Origin of the sequence: Flavobacterium sp. (assembly GCF_049318325.1) — a bacterium.
Taxonomy (GTDB): domain Bacteria; phylum Bacteroidota; class Bacteroidia; order Flavobacteriales; family Flavobacteriaceae; genus Flavobacterium.
Genome location: NZ_JBMOGQ010000041.1, coordinates 1 through 16,821, shown reverse-complemented (window position 1 = coordinate 16,821; position 16,821 = coordinate 1). Strand labels below are relative to the sequence as shown.

Annotated in this window: 17 protein-coding genes; 6 read left to right on the top strand and 11 right to left on the bottom strand. The window is 33.6% G+C overall.

Annotation, left to right across the window (positions count from 1 at the left end; genetic code table 11):
• Nucleotides 1–173: 173 nt before the first annotated feature.
• Nucleotides 174–1,163, top strand: coding sequence for a hypothetical protein (locus ACOYLP_RS05570; RefSeq protein ID WP_422855195.1), 990 nt, complete (start codon nt 174–176; stop codon nt 1,161–1,163).
• Between the two features lie 52 nt (nt 1,164–1,215).
• Nucleotides 1,216–1,950, top strand: a complete 735-nt coding sequence (rlmB, locus tag ACOYLP_RS05565) for a 23S rRNA (guanosine(2251)-2'-O)-methyltransferase RlmB (protein WP_422855194.1) — start codon at nt 1,216–1,218, stop codon at nt 1,948–1,950.
• A 72-nt stretch (nt 1,951–2,022) separates the two neighbouring features.
• Here the strand turns inward: rlmB and ACOYLP_RS05560 are convergent, their stop codons facing one another.
• Nucleotides 2,023–2,772, bottom strand: a complete 750-nt coding sequence (locus tag ACOYLP_RS05560; RefSeq protein WP_422855193.1) for a rhomboid family intramembrane serine protease — start codon at nt 2,770–2,772, stop codon at nt 2,023–2,025.
• 233 nt (nt 2,773–3,005) lie between these two features.
• On the opposite strand from ACOYLP_RS05560, the gene ACOYLP_RS05555 reads away from it, so the two are divergent.
• Nucleotides 3,006–4,283 (top strand): replication-associated recombination protein A, encoded by a 1,278-nt coding sequence (locus ACOYLP_RS05555; RefSeq protein WP_422855192.1) that lies wholly within the window; start codon nt 3,006–3,008, stop codon nt 4,281–4,283.
• Here the strand turns inward: ACOYLP_RS05555 and ACOYLP_RS05550 are convergent.
• The 10 genes from ACOYLP_RS05550 to hpt all read right to left on the bottom strand — a co-directional run bounded on the left by ACOYLP_RS05550 (nt 4,280) and on the right by hpt (nt 14,645).
• Entirely contained in the window at nt 4,280–4,984 is a 705-nt protein-coding gene (locus ACOYLP_RS05550) for a hypothetical protein (protein WP_422855191.1), read from the bottom strand. The genes ACOYLP_RS05555 and ACOYLP_RS05550 overlap by 4 nt on opposite strands.
• The gene (locus tag ACOYLP_RS05545; RefSeq protein WP_422855190.1) at nt 4,984–5,670 is read right to left on the bottom strand and encodes a YjjG family noncanonical pyrimidine nucleotidase; all 687 of its coding nucleotides are present in this window, start codon (nt 5,668–5,670) and stop codon (nt 4,984–4,986) included. The genes ACOYLP_RS05550 and ACOYLP_RS05545 overlap by 1 nt, the downstream gene beginning before the upstream one ends.
• A 1-nt stretch (nt 5,671) precedes the next feature.
• The gene (gene radC / locus ACOYLP_RS05540; protein WP_422855189.1) at nt 5,672–6,364 is read right to left on the bottom strand and encodes a RadC family protein; all 693 of its coding nucleotides are present in this window, start codon (nt 6,362–6,364) and stop codon (nt 5,672–5,674) included.
• A 35-nt stretch (nt 6,365–6,399) separates the two neighbouring features.
• Nucleotides 6,400–7,755, bottom strand: a complete 1,356-nt coding sequence (locus ACOYLP_RS05535) for a UDP-N-acetylmuramate--L-alanine ligase (protein ID WP_422855188.1) — start codon at nt 7,753–7,755, stop codon at nt 6,400–6,402.
• Nucleotides 7,755–8,453 carry a tetratricopeptide repeat protein gene (locus tag ACOYLP_RS05530; protein WP_422855187.1) on the bottom strand — a complete coding sequence of 233 codons (699 nt, stop codon included), beginning with the start codon at nt 8,451–8,453 and terminating at the stop codon, nt 7,755–7,757. The genes ACOYLP_RS05535 and ACOYLP_RS05530 overlap by 1 nt, the downstream gene beginning before the upstream one ends.
• Nucleotides 8,454–8,599: 146 nt before the next feature.
• Complete coding sequence (locus ACOYLP_RS05525; protein WP_422855186.1) at nt 8,600–10,750, bottom strand: S46 family peptidase; 2,151 nt, start codon at nt 10,748–10,750, stop codon at nt 8,600–8,602.
• Nucleotides 10,751–10,971: 221 nt separating this feature from the next.
• Nucleotides 10,972–12,006: a GTPase ObgE gene (gene obgE / locus ACOYLP_RS05520; protein WP_422855185.1), complete on the bottom strand. Its 1,035-nt coding sequence runs from the start codon at nt 12,004–12,006 to the stop codon at nt 10,972–10,974.
• 83 nt (nt 12,007–12,089) lie between these two features.
• The gene (locus tag ACOYLP_RS05515; protein WP_422855196.1) at nt 12,090–13,313 is read right to left on the bottom strand and encodes a hemolysin family protein; all 1,224 of its coding nucleotides are present in this window, start codon (nt 13,311–13,313) and stop codon (nt 12,090–12,092) included.
• Nucleotides 13,314–13,437: 124 nt separating this feature from the next.
• On the bottom strand, nt 13,438–14,010 hold the full coding sequence (locus ACOYLP_RS05510; protein WP_422855184.1) for an adenylate kinase: 573 nt from the start codon (nt 14,008–14,010) through the stop codon (nt 13,438–13,440).
• Between the two features lie 104 nt (nt 14,011–14,114).
• On the bottom strand, nt 14,115–14,645 hold the full coding sequence (hpt, locus tag ACOYLP_RS05505; protein WP_422855183.1) for a hypoxanthine phosphoribosyltransferase: 531 nt from the start codon (nt 14,643–14,645) through the stop codon (nt 14,115–14,117).
• A 98-nt stretch (nt 14,646–14,743) separates the two neighbouring features.
• On the opposite strand from hpt, the gene ACOYLP_RS05500 reads away from it, so the two are divergent.
• The 3 genes from ACOYLP_RS05500 to ACOYLP_RS05490 form a co-directional block, all read left to right on the top strand.
• On the top strand, nt 14,744–15,277 hold the full coding sequence (locus tag ACOYLP_RS05500; RefSeq protein WP_422855182.1) for a hypothetical protein: 534 nt from the start codon (nt 14,744–14,746) through the stop codon (nt 15,275–15,277).
• A gap of 39 nt (nt 15,278–15,316) precedes the next feature.
• Nucleotides 15,317–16,462, top strand: coding sequence for a 5-(carboxyamino)imidazole ribonucleotide synthase (locus tag ACOYLP_RS05495; RefSeq protein ID WP_422855181.1), 1,146 nt, complete (start codon nt 15,317–15,319; stop codon nt 16,460–16,462).
• Between the two features lie 71 nt (nt 16,463–16,533).
• Nucleotides 16,534–16,821: 5-(carboxyamino)imidazole ribonucleotide mutase (locus ACOYLP_RS05490; RefSeq protein ID WP_422855180.1), on the top strand; the 288-nt coding region annotated here is incomplete at its 3' end.

Here is a 16,821-nt window from a genome sequence, read left to right as displayed (position 1 = left end):
TGATTATTATTCTAATCTTGTAGAAGGCGATGAGGATGCCGGATCGGTTACTCTTGACCCTGTTACAGGAGAAGTAGTTTCAATTACGATGCACTACTCGATTAGAGGTTTCTCTTCTGGAGTTACTAGAAGATATTTTACAGCTGTTTATACAAAACTCTAAAAAATTAATCATGAAAAAAATATCAAATTTAAAATATCTTATAGTGTCATTGCTTTTCATAGGAATTTTTTCTATGGCATGTAATGAAGAAGAAAATTTAGGAAAAAAAGAAAAACCAGAGTTAACTGCTAATGGAGATACTTCAATCACAGTAACTGAAGGAACAGATGCTGTATTAAATTTCAAATTAAGCAAAGCCATCAACAAACCTATTCAATACCGATTAGTAATGTTGGACGAAAGTTCTGCTACAGACCAAGAAGATTATGTAATTCCAGGATGCAGAAGTAACGATCCTGATTGTGTAGCTATCGAAGAAAATGGTGGACCCGTGGGTTATATTTTTGAAATTCCTGCCTATACGACTGAATATAGCGTAAACGTTACTACCATTTTTGATGACCTTAGTGAAGGAGACGAACATTTGAAATTAAAAGTAATATCCAACAGAACTTTACTCGGAACTGTTAATGAATTATTTTACGATATCACTATTCAAAACGCTGTTTCAGATGATTTAAACATCAGATTAAACTGGAATGGAACTTTTAGTTCGGGGACAGAAACTGTTGACAATTGTACCCTTGATATGGACTTAGAATTGTACGATTCAGATTTTAATTTATTAGATTTTAGTTACTCTAATTGTCCAGAAGGCTTAATTTTAGAAACATCCACTTTAGCTGATGGAACATATTATTTAGATGCTAGTTTATGGACAACTTCTGGATATTCTGAAACTGTAAACATTCCAGCTAATTTAACATTTATAAAACCAGGAAGTAGTTTTAACGAAACATATGATCTTTCTGATTTCTTCCCAATGCAAGACGGAGGTTTGGATGATGGTAATGGTAATGCAATAATTGAATATACTATTGTAAAATCTGGCACAATATACACCATCACTGATCCTGATGGTGCAACTGTATTTCAAGGAAAACAAAAAGCGCATAAAATAAGGAGCGCGAGATTAAAAAAGAAAAACAAATTAAAATAAGAACATCCAAAACCACCAGTTTTCACTGGTGGTTTTTTTATATCTTTGCGCCATGGAAAAAGAAAACCAAATTTTTGGAATAAGAGCCATTATTGAAGCTATAACAGCCGGTGCAGCTATAGATAAAGTATTTATTCAATCGGACACGCAAGGCGACTTAATGAAAGAATTAATGAAAGTGATGAAACAAAAAAGCATCAATTTCTCTTATGTTCCCGTTGAAAAACTAAACCGGTTAACTTCAAATAATCATCAGGGCGCAGTGGCTACCATCTCTCCTATTGCCTTTCATGATTTGGAAACTCTAATTGAAAAAGTATTTGAATCCGGAAAAACTCCATTATTCTTAATTCTTGATCAAATAAGTGATGCCCGGAATTTTGGTGCTATCATTAGAACTGCGGAATGTACCGGTGTTGATGGAATTATTGTTCAAAAAGCGGGTTCAGCCCCAGTAAATGGAGACACTGTGAAGACTTCTGCAGGCGCAGTATTTAACGTGCCCATCTGCAAAGTAGAACATATCAAAGACGCTATTTTCCATCTTCAAGGAAGCGGCATAAAAACTGTTGCTGCCACAGAAAAAACAGATCAAAGTATTTATGATATTTCTCTAAACGAACCAATAGCAATTATTATGGGAAGTGAAGACAGAGGAATCAATCCATCAGTATTAAAGATAGTTGATGAAAAAGCCAAACTGCCAATGTTCGGAACTATCGGTTCGCTTAATGTTTCCGTAGCTTGTGGTGCGTTTCTTTATGAAGCAGTTCGTCAAAGACAATAAAATATTTCCATTTTTTAACCATTAAGAAATTAAGTTAAATTAAGACTTATTACACCATAATTTCTCAATGGTTTAATTTTTATTCTCTTTAAAATCATACACATAATTGATTGTTGCTTTTGAAATATCTTGTTCAACCTTCTCTTCCTCATTTAGCGTATTGACAAAATTTCCGTTTTCATCAAAATGCTTCATGAAAGAATCTTCTTCCGGGTTAAAATCTGGCTTTTCCCAATTGTATTGTATGGCTTTTTTATAATCGGGTGTTTTATAATAAGCCGCAAAGAAAAATCCAGTAATCAATCCTGCTAAATGACCTTCCCAGGAAATCGTTTTGTCAATATCCGGAAAAACATACCATATCATACCACCATAAAATAGTACAACCGCCATTGACAAAGCCATCAATCGATAATATTGTGTCATCATCCCTTTAAAAAAAATAAAAGAAACCAACACATAAATCAAACTACTTGCACCTACATGATAGGATTCTCGGCCAATTACCCAGTTTATCAATCCGGAAAGTAAAATGCCATAGAACAGTATCTTTAGTGATATATCCCTATAGAAAAAAATTAATGCCGTTGTCAGAATAAATAAGGGAATGGAATTGTTGGCTATATGATTCAAACTTCCATGAAGAAACGGGCTAAAAAAAACACCCTGCAAACCTGAAACGTTTCTTGGTAAAATTCCGTGTGAAGTCAAATCAATATTGAAACTATGTTCCAAAAAGAAAACAAACCATAACATAATAAGCAACAATGTTGGCACTAACCAAACCGATGGTGTAAACTTAAAATGATGATAATCGTTCATTGGAAAAATTAAAAATACTTTTTGCTCTAGTCAAAAATACAACCAAAATAAAAGTAATGCTAATTTGTCATATTAATTTGAAAATTTGAAGATGAGATAATTTGAAAATTATAATCTATTATGATTAAATTTGTGCTTCAATCGTTTGAAATCCTTTATTCATTTTCACTCGAGAGCAAAGCCCGAATAGAGCGAAGCCAAATCTTCAAATTCCCACATTTTCAAATTAAAAAATGGAAGCACCACTTGCAGAACGCATAAGACCACAACGTTTAGAAGATTATATCAGTCAGCTTCACCTTGTTGGAGAAAATGGTTCATTGACACAACAAATTGCACGTGGCATAATTCCGTCTATGATTTTTTGGGGTTCACCAGGCACAGGAAAAACAACGTTGGCACAAATTATTGCCAGACAAAGTAATCGTCCGTTTTATGAAATAAGCGCAATAAATAGCGGAGTGGCAGCTATTCGTGAAGTAATTGACAAAGCCAAAATGAGTGGAGGCTTATTCACCGCAAAAAATCCGATTTTGTTTATTGATGAGATTCATCGGTTTAGCAAATCGCAACAGGATTCGCTTTTGGCTGCGGTTGAAAAAGGTTGGGTTACATTAATTGGCGCAACAACAGAAAATCCAAGTTTTGAAGTTATTCCGGCGCTTTTGTCTCGTTGTCAGGTGTATGTTTTAAATCCCTTTTCTAAGGACGATTTATTGGCTTTATTACAACGAGCAATCAAGGAAGATACGTTTATGGCTTCCAAAAAAATTAAACTAAAAGAAACAGAAGCCTTACTCCGACTTTCCGGCGGCGATGGACGCAAACTATTAAATATTTTTGAACTGGTCGTAAACGCAAGCCCTGAAGGTCCAATTACGATAACCAATAATAAAGTATTTGAATTAGTTCAGCAAAATACTGTGCTTTATGACAAAACCGGAGAACAGCATTACGATATTGTTTCAGCTTTTATAAAATCAATCCGAGGTAGCGACCCAAATGGAGCGGTCTATTGGTTAGCCCGAATGATTGAAGGCGGTGAAGATGTAAAATTTATTGCACGCCGAATGTTAATTCTATCCAGTGAAGATATTGGTAACGCTAATCCAACTGCATTTATCATGGCGAACAATACATTTCAGGCAGTTTCAACTATTGGTTATCCCGAAAGCAGAATTATCCTAAGTCAATGTGCAGTTTATTTGGCCACTTCTGCTAAAAGCAATGCAAGTTATATGGCTATCGGTGAAGCACAACAAATGGTTAAGCAAACGGGTGATTTATCAGTGCCCATTCATTTACGAAATGCGCCTACTAAGTTGATGAAGGAATTAGGTTATGGCGAGGAATACCAATATTCTCACAGCTATGAAAATAACTTTTCAGAACAGGAATACTTACCTGATGAAATAAAAAATACGGCTTTCTATAAACCAGGAAATAATGCTCGTGAAAACGAATTACGCAACTTCTTAAAAAATCGGTGGAAGGATAAATATGGCTATTAAAATTTCAAATTTAATAGCTCTGAAATCATTTTGCCATTTTCGTAATATTCAAAAAACCAATGATTTTCTTTTGAAATTACGACTCCATTTGTGTTTCCTTTTAAACCGATAAAAACATTCTTTTGCGAGGTAGTATATAATTTCATTATAACTTTATGCTCATTGTCAACAATCTGAAAACCATTAGCTATAGGTTGGGCAAAATAAAAAGTTTCAGAATCTGTTTCAGAAACAATTGTTTTGGATGGTTCTTGAGTAATTGAAGAATTATTTTTGTCGTTATACTTATAATTTAACTTATCAAATGATTTTCCGGCTTCTCTTAAAGCTTTATTATAAGCGATTTCAAGTTCTTTTTCCTTACTTGTTCCATAATCAGATTCAAATAACACCTTTTCTCTACAATCTTTGAGAACAATTTTTATTTTAGTTATCAATAATTTATTATCCTCAGCTAAATCAAAATAAAGCTTTTTACAATTGTTATTTGCTATTTCTGATGGCATAGAATCGGATGGGAAAACAGATTTAAAACCATATTTCTGTAATAGTAACCTTGAGTTAGTATTTAAACGATATTTATCATCTACTTTTAAAAAACTAAATTTAGCTGGAACAATTACATATTCATAATCATTTACATTTTGCGAAAAAGCATTTGCCGTTAAAAATAAAACCAATAACAAAAGTATTTTCTTCATCACAATATATTTTTTAATTCTAATAAATGTTTAATTACCATTATTTCTTCTTCTGGAGAATGTATTTCTTTTTCATCAAATAATATAGCTTGCATTCCAAAAGCCATAGCTCCACGCACATCAGCATCAATACAATCACCTATCATAATTGAATTTTCTTTTTTTACATTAGCCAAAGATAAAGCATGTTTGAATATATTTTGATGTGGTTTTTTAACACCTGCCATTTCCGAATTAGTAATCGTTTTGAAGTAATTTTTCAACCCTGAATTAGTCATTTTTCTAACTTGTACTTCAGCAAAACCATTAGTAATAATATGCAAATTATACTTTGGTGTTAAATATTCTAATACTTCTATTGCACCATCAAACAGCTCATTGTTATCTGGCAAAAAGTCAATATAATCAATAGCGATCTTATCTATTTCATCATCTGAAATCTTATAGCCCAACGCATCAAAAGATTGTTTAAGTCGCTCATAACGCAACTCTTCATGCGTCATTTTATCAACTTGATACAATTTCCAGCAGGCTTGATTTATCGGAGCGTATATTTCAATAAAGGTATTGGTATCAATTGTTAGATGACGTTCTGTAAATATTTTTTCAAATGCCAAAATAGAATTTTTATCAAAATCCCAAAGCGTATGATCTAAATCAAAAAAAATATCTGTTATGTTTTTCATATTAAAAAATGCCCTCGTCTTGAAAACTCAAATAACCATTTTCAGTAATAATAATATGGTCAAGGACTTTAATGTCTAATTGTTCGCCGGCTACTTTTAGTTTTTTGGTAATATCCTTGTCGGCATCACTAGCTTGCAATTTTCCTGAGGGATGATTGTGTGTCAAAATTATAGAAATAGCTCTATTTTCCAAAGCAGTTTTAAAAATTAATCTAATATCAACAACAGTTCCTGTTATTCCACCTTTGGACAATTGTGATTTATGAATTACTTTATTGGAATTATTGAGATATAACACCCAAAACTCCTCATGAGGCAATTCGCCAATAATAGGTTGCATGATTTCGAATACGGCTTTACTTGAAGTTATCTTCTGAAGTTCTAAAACATCTTCTGCTCTGCGCCTTCTTCCTAATTCTAAAGCCGCAACAATGGAAATAGCTTTCGCCTCACCTATTCCTTTGAATTCCATTAATTGTTTTAAGGATAATTTTCCTATAGCATTCAAGTTGTTATCAACGCTTGCTAATATTCGTTTGCTTAAACTAACTGCACTCTCATTTCTGCTACCTGAACCAATTAGAATAGCTACTAACTCGGCATCGCTCAAAGCCGATTTTCCTTTCAGCATTAGTTTTTCGCGTGGCTTATCGTCTTCTGCCCAATTTTTTATAGAAAATTTTTGTTCACTCATCATTAAAGAAATAATGATAAATGTAAGAATTTTTATTAATTAATCAATCTTTTTACCTCATCAAAATTTAATCCACCATAATTTCCGGAACTCATTAATAAAAGAGCCGAATTATTCAAATCGTAATTAAAAAGAAAGTCTTTAAATTCAGCCGGATTGGTATAAATAATCAAATCATCTCGTTTGAAAGATTGCGCTATTTGGTCATAACTTACTTCTTCTAACTGTTTAATTTTTACAGCATCCGGAGAATAGAAAACCACAGCTATATGGGCAGCATCTAGAGCTCCCTCATATTCTTTTAGAAATTCAGCATTCAAACTACTATAGGTATGCAACTCCAAACAAGCTACTAATTTTCGATTTGGATATTGTGCTTTTACGGCTTTGGTCGTTGCAGAAACTTTACTTGGCGAATGTGCAAAATCTTTATAAGCTACTTTTCCGTTGCCTTCAGCTATTTTTTCTAAACGCTTGCTTGCGCCTTTAAAACTAGCAATAGCTTCATAGAAATCAGCTTCGTCTACGCCCATGTTTTGGCAAATCCATTTAGCACCAGCCAGATTATTAAGATTATGCGCGCCAAAAACCTCAATTGGCATTGGACCTTCTGGTGTGTCTAATAAGGTGGTACCGTCTTCAACAGAATAACTTGGTGTTTTATAAGGTAATCTTCTGATGATATTTGTAGTTTCTTCGGCTACTTTTTTTACGGTTTCGTCTTCTTCGTTATAAACTAAAATGCCTCCTTTGGTAATTTGGTTAACAAAGATTTCAAATTGCTCTACGTAATTTTCAAAAGTTGGAAACACATTAATATGATCCCATGCAATACCAGAAAGCAATGCAATATTAGGTTGGTATAAATGAAACTTTGGTCGTCTGTCAATTGGTGATGACAAATATTCATCGCCTTCCAAAACGATAAAATCATTTTCATGTGTTAAGTGTACCATAGTGTCAAAACCTTCCAATTGAGCGCCAACCATATAATCGACTTCAATATTATGATAATGCATTACATGCAAAATCATAGACGTGATGGTTGTTTTTCCGTGAGAACCGCCAATCACAACACGAGTTTTATTTTTAGATTGTTCGTATAAAAACTCTGGATACGAATAGATTTTCAGACCTAATTCTTGGGCTTTCAGCAATTCAGGATTATCTGCTTTAGCATGCATTCCGAGAATTATGGCTTCAATATCAGCTGTTATTTTTTCGGGAAACCAACCAAATTCAACTGGCAATAATCCTTTCTTTTCTAATCTTGATTTAGAAGGTTCAAATATAGCATCATCGCTTCCTGTAACTTGATATCCTTTGTTATGTAATGCCAACGCCAGGTTATGCATGGCTGCGCCGCCTATGGCTATGAAATGGGTTCTCATTATGATTTATTTCTGTCTTTATATTCTTCTAAAACTTTAATGGCTTTCTCGGGTTGCATAAGTTTCACTTTATAGAGTGAAGCCAATCGTTCATAAGTTATTTTTGAACCACCAACTTCTATTGCCTTTATATAATTTCTCTCTGCACTTTTGTAGCGCTCAAAGTATTCATCTATTCTACCTTTTGCCAAATAGCCATCAACCGGGGACAATGTCATCAATTCATTTACATAACGTTGTGCTTTTTTCTCACTTCCTCCAAAAAGTCCTGGCACTTGAAGATAATATTCTATCATTGCCCAACGAGCTTCTATATGTTTTGGATTTAAGGAAATGGCTTTTTCAAAAGATTCTTTCATATCGCCAATCAATCGAATGGCTACCCATTTTCCACCTGCTTGAGATTTTAAGCCCAAAGCACCTCCATATTTATAGTAGTAATTAGCTTCCGACGGTTTTAGTTTTTTTAATGATTGATAATAAAAAATAGCTTTATCCCAATTTTTTAAGTGTATCTCTATATCACCCAGATTTTCAATAACTTTTAAATTCGTTGGGTTATCATTTAAAACACTTTCGTAAAAGGGTTTTGCGGCAGCATATTTTTCTTGATTAAATAACTTATCTGCTTTCTCAAAATTTGTTTGTGAGAAAACCAAAGTTGGTATCAAAAAAATAGTAAGAAATAGCCTTTTCATTTACATGGAAATAGAAACTATGAGATAACAAATGTAGTTTATTATTAGTATTTTTTATAAAACATTTAATGCAAAAAATCCGTCTAGAAAAAAACTAGACGGATTTTTATTTATTACTCTGTATTTTTCAGAATTAGAAAATTGATTTACTTCACCAATGTCATTTCATCTACAATATGTTTTGCTCCCGAAAATTTCTCTATTATCCAAAGTACATATCTAATATCAACATTAATTGTTCTCTGTAATTTAGCATCAAAAATAACATCTCCTGCCATAGCTTCTATATTACCATCAAATGCCAAACCAATCAATTCTCCTTTTCCATTAAGAACTGGTGAGCCTGAGTTTCCTCCAGTAATGTCGTTATCTGTTAAGAAATTTACATGAAGTGAACCATCTTTATCGGCAAATCTTCCATAGTCTTTATTCTTATTCATTTCCAAAACTTTTATTGGCAAATCAAATTCTTGGTCTCCCTTTTTATACTTTTTAATTTGACCATCAAGTGTTGTATAGTTATTGATTTTTGCGTCATTACGCTTGTCAGCAGGTAATGAACGAACTTTTCCATAAGTTAAACGCAATGTTGAATTGGCATCTGGATATTTAATAGTTCCTATTTTAGATTCTCTTAGACCTTCTACTAATAATCGGTATGAAGCACTATAATCATTTTGTGCTTTTGCAATTTCATCTGATTTAGAATTGAAATGAGTCAACATATTATTAGAAAGTGAATATAATGGATCGTTATCCAAAAGACCTTGACTTGGAATAGCTAAGAATGCTTTGATTCTATCCATAGAAGTGAAAACACTTAAATCAAAAGCTGCATTAACATATTTTGTAAAATCATTATTGTTTTCATCAGCAATTTTTTTCACAGCTGGCGCAATATCATATCCAGTTGATTTTGTAGCATATAATTTTAGTTGTGCCGTTAAAATATCTTTTTCTGCCGGAATATGAACTTCTTTAAAAAACTCAGCGGCCATTTCTTCAATTCCTTGAGCCATTTGTAATCGCTTTGTAGCATCGGCTTTTGTATAGTTTTCTAACTGACGACCTAAAGTTCTGCTTATAGTTCCAAATGAACTGGTTCTGAATAATTGTTGCAAATAATTATCATGTCTTGACTTTTCATTAGTCATTCCGTAATACTTATTGATAGTTGCCACAACATTTCCATACTTTGATTTATTGGCTGGTTTGTTTGCCCAAGTATTAAATTTAGCTTCTTGAGCTGCTTTAGTTTTAGAGGTTCCAAACTTAGTTAACGCATCGATCATTCCTTGACGGTTTTTCCAATAGTTTGCAGTTGAAGCATATTTAGAAGCATATACTAAGTTCAAAGCATCACTTTGATCCATATATTTTTTCATGCCATCCATTCCAGTTTTAGCACCTTCTACCCAAGCTGGATATGCAAATTTTACATTTTGCTCTATACCAGCAGCTGGCATCCATCGATTAGTTCTACCTGGATAACCCAAAATCATAGCAAAATCATTTTCTTTTACCCCGCTTAAATTAACTGGCAAATAGTGTTTTGGTTTTAACGGAACATTATTTTCTGAATATTCTGCTGGATTTCCAGCTGCATCAGCATATACTCTAAACATTGAGAAATCACCTGTATGACGAGGCCACTCCCAGTTGTCTGTATCACCACCGAATTTTCCAATACTCTCCGGCGGAGTACCTACTAAACGAACGTCTTTGTAATCTTGATAAACAAAATAATAATATTCATTCCCTTGGAAAAAAGATCTTACAGAAACCGTATACTTTCCACCTTCATTATTTTCTTTCTCGATAGCAGCGATTTCAGCATTAATTGCTTTTTCTCTATCGGCTTCCGACATAGAAGGATTTACTTTTGATAATATTCTTTTTGAAACATCGTCCATACGAACGAAGAAACGAACAAATAAGCTAGAAGGTTTAATTTCTGCTTTTCTGTTTTCTGCCCAAAAACCATCTTTCAATAAGTTTTTCTGCGCTGTAGAAAGTTCTGCAATCGCATCATAACCGCAGTGATGGTTAGTTAAAACCAAACCATCTTTAGAAATGATTTCAGCGGTACACCCACCATTGAATTGAACAATAGCATCTTTCAAACTGTGATTGTTGATACTATAAATTTCTTCAGACGTTAGTTGTAATCCCATTTTTTGCATATCGCGGTGATTTAATCTTTCGATAAACATTAGGAACCACATTCCTTCGTCGGCCTTTATGCTCATTGGCATCAATAATATCCCGACAATCAGAGATAAAACAATTTTTTTCATATTAATTATTATAGGTTATTAGGTTAAATGCTAGTAATCTTTTATAATTTCCATTTGTTACAAAAACAAAAAAAATAATAGCGCTGCGAATATAGTTTTTTTGACATAATTGACTAACAAACAATTATAAAAACTACATCAATTTTATAAATTTTAACTTTCTTTTTAGAAATTAAAAAGCTACCCTTTTACAATAACTTTTTTATAATGTTATTCCGATTTTATATTCCATGACTATTCTCGGGCATTTCGGTATCGACATTAAGCATTTCCCAAAGTTTGTCTTTTAGTTCTGTCAATCCTTGTTGCCCCACTGATGAAATAAACATAAAAGGAATTCCTTTGATTTGCTTTTTTAGCTGAGTTTTTAGTTCGGCTTTTAATTCGTCATCAAGCATATCACATTTAGAAATAACAAGCAATTTATCTTTGTCTAACATTTCCGGATTATAGCGACGTAATTCGTCCAACAGAATTTCATATTCTTTTTTGATATCATCGGCATCGGCAGGAACCAAAAATAAAAGCGTTGAATTTCTTTCAATATGTCTTAAGAAATAATGCCCTAATCCTTTTCCCTCAGCAGCACCCTCAATAATACCCGGAATATCAGCAATTATAAAGGATTTAAATTCGCGATAAGCAACAATCCCCAAATTAGGTTTCAAAGTTGTAAACGGATAATCGGCAATTTTTGGCTTTGCCGAAGTCAATACAGAAAGCAAAGTTGATTTTCCTGCATTAGGAAAACCTACTAATCCAACATCTGCCAAAACTTTCAACTCCAAGACAACATCCAATTCTTCTGCTGGCATTCCAGGTTGAGCATAACGTGGCGTTTGATTGGTAGAACTTCTGAAATTCCAGTTACCTAATCCACCTTTTCCACCCTTGGCTAAAATTCTTTCTTCACCATTTTCGGTTATTTCAAACAAGATTTCATCGGTTTCTTTATCACGAACCACAGTTCCTAAAGGAACTTCAATCGTAATATCTTCGCCATCGTGTCCCGTACTTCTCGAACTTCCACCGTCGCCACCATGACCTGCTTTTACATGACGGGCAAACTTAAGGTGAAACAACGTCCAAAGACCTTTGTTCCCTTTTAAAATAACGTGACCACCACGACCACCATCTCCTCCATCCGGGCCGCCTTTTTCAATAAATTTTTCTCTATGTAGATGGGATGATCCCTTCCCCCCTTTTCCAGAAGAAACATATATTTTAACGTAATCTACAAAATTTCCTTCTGTCATAATTCCTGTTTTCTGTTTTCCGTTGTCTGTTGTCTGTTTTCAATAACTTAGCTGTATTAAAACTGAAAACCGATAACCGATAACTATTCCTTAATTGCTTTCACTATTACTTTATCAACCTTTACTCCATCCATATCAATTATTTCCAATTCTAATTTGTTCCAAATTAATTTTTCACCTGCTTTTGGAATTTTACCCATTTCGGTCATAATTAAACCGCTAACGGTTGTCACTTCATAATCGTTGGTCAACTCATCCATATCAAAATAAGTTAGGAAATCGTGTAACGAATATAATCCGTCAACCAACCAAGTCCCGTCTTCTCGTGATATCAATTGGTATTCATCTTCATCAAAATCGGATGCGTCTCCAACTAGTGCTTCTAAAATATCATTCAATGTAATTATGCCTTGAAAAATTCCATATTCATCAGTCACTAAAGCATAATGCACTTTTGATTTTTTGAAATTTTCTAATGCTTTATAAGCGGAAGTATGTTCAATTAAATAAACAGGATCTTTGGTTATCGATTTTAAATCAAAAGGTCCTTTTTCAAATCCCGCAAACAAATCTTTCAACAATACTATTCCTTCAACATCGTCTAAATTTTCATTACAAATAGGATAAACGGAGTGTAATTGGCCTAAGACTTTTGCTTTTATTTCCTCAATAGTATCTTCAAGTGAAAGATAAACAATAGATTTTCTGTGTGTCATCAACGAATTGATTTTTCTGTCGCCAATGTGAAAAACGCGTTCCACAATATCTTGTTCAATTTCCTGTACTTCGCCACTTTCAGCACTTTCCTTTATGATGGCTTTGATTTCTTCCTCCGTTACTTTTCCGTCGGCCGTTGGTTTTATTTTCAGGACTTTCAAGATTCCTTCGGTTGAAATGGTTAACAGCCAAATGAATGGCATTGTTATAATAGACACCATTTTCATCGGAACGGCGACACCTTTGGCAATAGCTTCAGGATAATTAAGTCCAATTCTTTTAGGAAGTAATTCTCCTAAAACTAAAGAGAAAAAAGTTAAGATTATCACCACTATTCCAACACCAATACTTTCTGAATATGGTTTCAAAAGTGTAAAAGATGCCACAAAATCTTGCACATCGTTCGTTATTTTATCGCCGGAATAGATACCGGTTAAAATTCCGATTAAGGTTATTCCGATTTGAACTGTTGAAAGAAATTTATTTGGAGAATTGGCTAAGTCCAAAGCTACTTTGGCATTGGTATTTCCTTTTTTAGCTGCAGTTTCCAAACGGTTTTTACGTGCCGAAATCAACGCAATTTCTGACATAGAGAAAACGCCGTTAAGCAAGATTAAAAAAAGTATAATGAGTATTTCCATTTATTGGGTTTGGAGTTTATTATTTATGGTTTATGTTTATTCAACTATAAACTACAAACCAAAAACTATAAATTTATAGTTTGTCAAAAACCTTAGTCAGTCTTTCTGTTACTTCTTCGATTGAACCAATTCCGTCAACTGAATGAAATTTGCCTTGTGCTTTGTAATAATCCATCAACGGCGCCGTTTTTTGGTTGTATTCATCGTAACGATTTCTGATTTTCTCTTCATCTTGATCGTCTGGTCTTCCTGAGGTTTTTCCTCTTTCTAACAAACGTTGTACTAAAATATTGTCATCGGCTTCTAACGCAACTGTTGCTGTTATGTTTTGATTTTTTGATTCCAAAAAAGCATCCAAAGCTGCAGCTTGTGCTAAAGTTCTTGGGAAACCATCAAATAAAAAACCGGCAGATTGTGGATTTTTATCGACTTCACTCTGCAACATTTGAATAGTAACCTCATCCGGAACCAAATCGCCTTTATCCATAAAAGTCTTGGCAAGTTTTCCTAAATCGGTGTCGTTTTTAATATTGTATCTGAAAATATCTCCAGTTGAAAGATGTGTCAGATTGTATTTTTCTTTTAAAAATTCAGCTTGTGTGCCTTTTCCTGCACCTGGTTTTCCGAAAAGAACGATGTTAATCATTTTAGTAAAAATTATATGTTGTATGTTATATGTTGCATGTTCTATTCGGATTGGATTTATATTAATTTTAATTTACAACCCAGAAACTAGAACTTAAAACTCTTTTATTGTGCTAATTGATATACGTCCGCCAAATTCCTTCCTAATCCATCATAATCTAAACCGTAACCAACGATGAATTTATTCGGAATTCTAATGCCAACATAATCAATTTTAATATCTTTTTTATAGGCTTCCGGTTTGAAAAACAGTGTGGCAATTTTTAAATGTTTAACCTTTTTTTGTTTGAAAATCGCTTTTAATTCTTCTACTGTATTACCGGTATCTACAATATCTTCTACTACTACAACAGTTCTTCCTTCCAAATCTTGATTTAAACCAATCAATTGTTTTACATCGTTTGTAGATGATGTTCCTTCATACGAAGCCATTTTCACAAAACTCACTTCGCACATGCCTCGATACTGTTTCATCAAATCAGACAAAACCATAAATGACCCGTTCAAAACACCAATAAATACTGGCACTTCATCAAAAAAATCATCATCCATTTGCTTAGCAATATTCTTGATTGCAAAATCAATTTCATCTGAAGAAATGAATGGCTCAAAAGTTTTATCGTGAAGATGTATCATGTAAATTTGATTTTAAAAATAAAGTGCAAATTTAAAGAACTATTAAGGATTAAGTACTAGGCATCAAGACTTTTTTGCAAATTTGATATATTTACTTTATGAATACCAATTTTTATAACCAAATAGCTCAAGGAACTGCCCATCGAAAAAGTAGAGATGAGAATACCACTTTTGTTTTGGCATATCCGGAATATATTGAAGATTTAGCCAAGATAGCCTGTAATCCGAAAGACAAAAATCACTATAAAGCACTTTGGATAATAGAACTTATAAGCATTAAAAAACCTGAAGTAATACTCCCGATTATAAACGCTTTTTGTGACGCTTTGCCAAAATATAAAATAGAAAAAGCCATTCGTCCTAGTGCTAAAATTTGTTTTCAATTAGTAAAATCCAAGAATGTAAATTTAACTGAGAATCAAGAAGAAAAAATCACAGAAACATGTTTAGACTGGTTAATTAACGATGTGAAAGTTGCTCCCGCAGCATTTGCCATGAGAGCCTTATTTTTGTTAGGTAAAAAATACAATTGGATACATGACGAACTAAAACTTATACTCTCCAAAGATTTAGATCATGCTTCGCCAGGATATCGTTTTGCTGTAAAAGACATATTAAAACAATTACGATAGTTTTTAAATGTTACTTATCTTTGCCCAAACACAACTGAAATGAACTATTTCTCATCCGAATTTAAACTAGGAATACTCGGTGGCGGACAATTAGGCAAAATGCTACTGGCTGAAACTCGGAAATTTGATATTCAAACTTATGTTTTAGATCCAAGCAAGGAAGCACCATCTCAATTTGGAGCAAATCATTTTTTTATTGGCGATTTAATGGATTTTGATACCGTTTATGATTTTGGTAAAAAAGTAGATCTTTTAACCATCGAGATTGAAAACGTTAATCTTGATGCTCTAGATAAACTAGAAGCCGATGGACTGAAAGTTTTTCCATCACCTAAGACTTTGCGATTGATACAAAACAAAGGAAATCAAAAAGATTTTTATGTTGCAAATAATATTCCAACTTCACCACATCAGCGATTCAAAAATATTCAAAATCTAAAATCTAAAATCCAACTACCTTGCGTTTGGAAAGCCGCCCGATTTGGTTATGACGGCAATGGTGTGAAAATTCTAAAACAAGCTGCCGATTTGGAATTATTACCAGATGTAGAATGTTTGATAGAAGAACTGGTTCCATTTAAAAACGAATTGGCAGTAATTGTAGCTCGTTCCGCTTCCGGTGAAGTAAAAACATATCCTGTCGTAGAAATGGAATTCCATCCCGAAGCCAACCAAGTAGAATATGTAATTTGTCCGGCACGAATTGACGAAAAAGTAGCTCAAAAAGCGACTGAAATAGCATTGAAAGTTTCCGAAGCATTTAATCATGTTGGATTATTGGCAGTTGAAATGTTTCAAACGCATGACGATGAAATTTTAGTCAACGAAGTTGCGCCAAGACCACACAATTCGGGACATTACAGCATAGAAGCCAGTTATACTTCGCAATTTGAAAATCATTTGCGTGCCATTTTGAATTTACCTTTGGGAAATACAGAGAGTAAAGTTGCCGGAATTATGGTAAATTTGGTCGGTGCTGAAGGGTATAGTGGAAACGTTATATATGAAAACATTGAAAAAATTATGGCAATTGATGGTGTAACACCTCATATTTATGGCAAACGAGAAACAAGACCATTCCGCAAAATGGGACACGTAACGATAGTAAATGAAGACATGAACGAAGCCAGAAGAATTGCTGAGGAAGTCAAGAATACAATTAGAGTGATTAGTGAAATTAAATAAACACAGATTTCACAGATTGTCACAGATTAATTTGTGTAAATCTGCGAAATCTGTGTTAAACCATAAACAAAATGAGCAAAGTAGCCATAATAATGGGTTCAAAATCAGATTTACCCGTAATGCAGGAAGCAATTGACATCCTAAATAATTTTGACATCGAGACTGAAGTCGATATTGTTTCGGCACATAGAACACCCGAAAAATTATATGATTTTAGTAAAAACGCACACAATCGAGGCATTTCGGTTATTATTGCAGGCGCAGGTGGTGCCGCACATTTACCCGGAATGGTAGCTTCCATGTCGCCATTACCTGTGATTGGCGTTCCTGTAAAATCGAGCAATTCTATTGATGGTTGG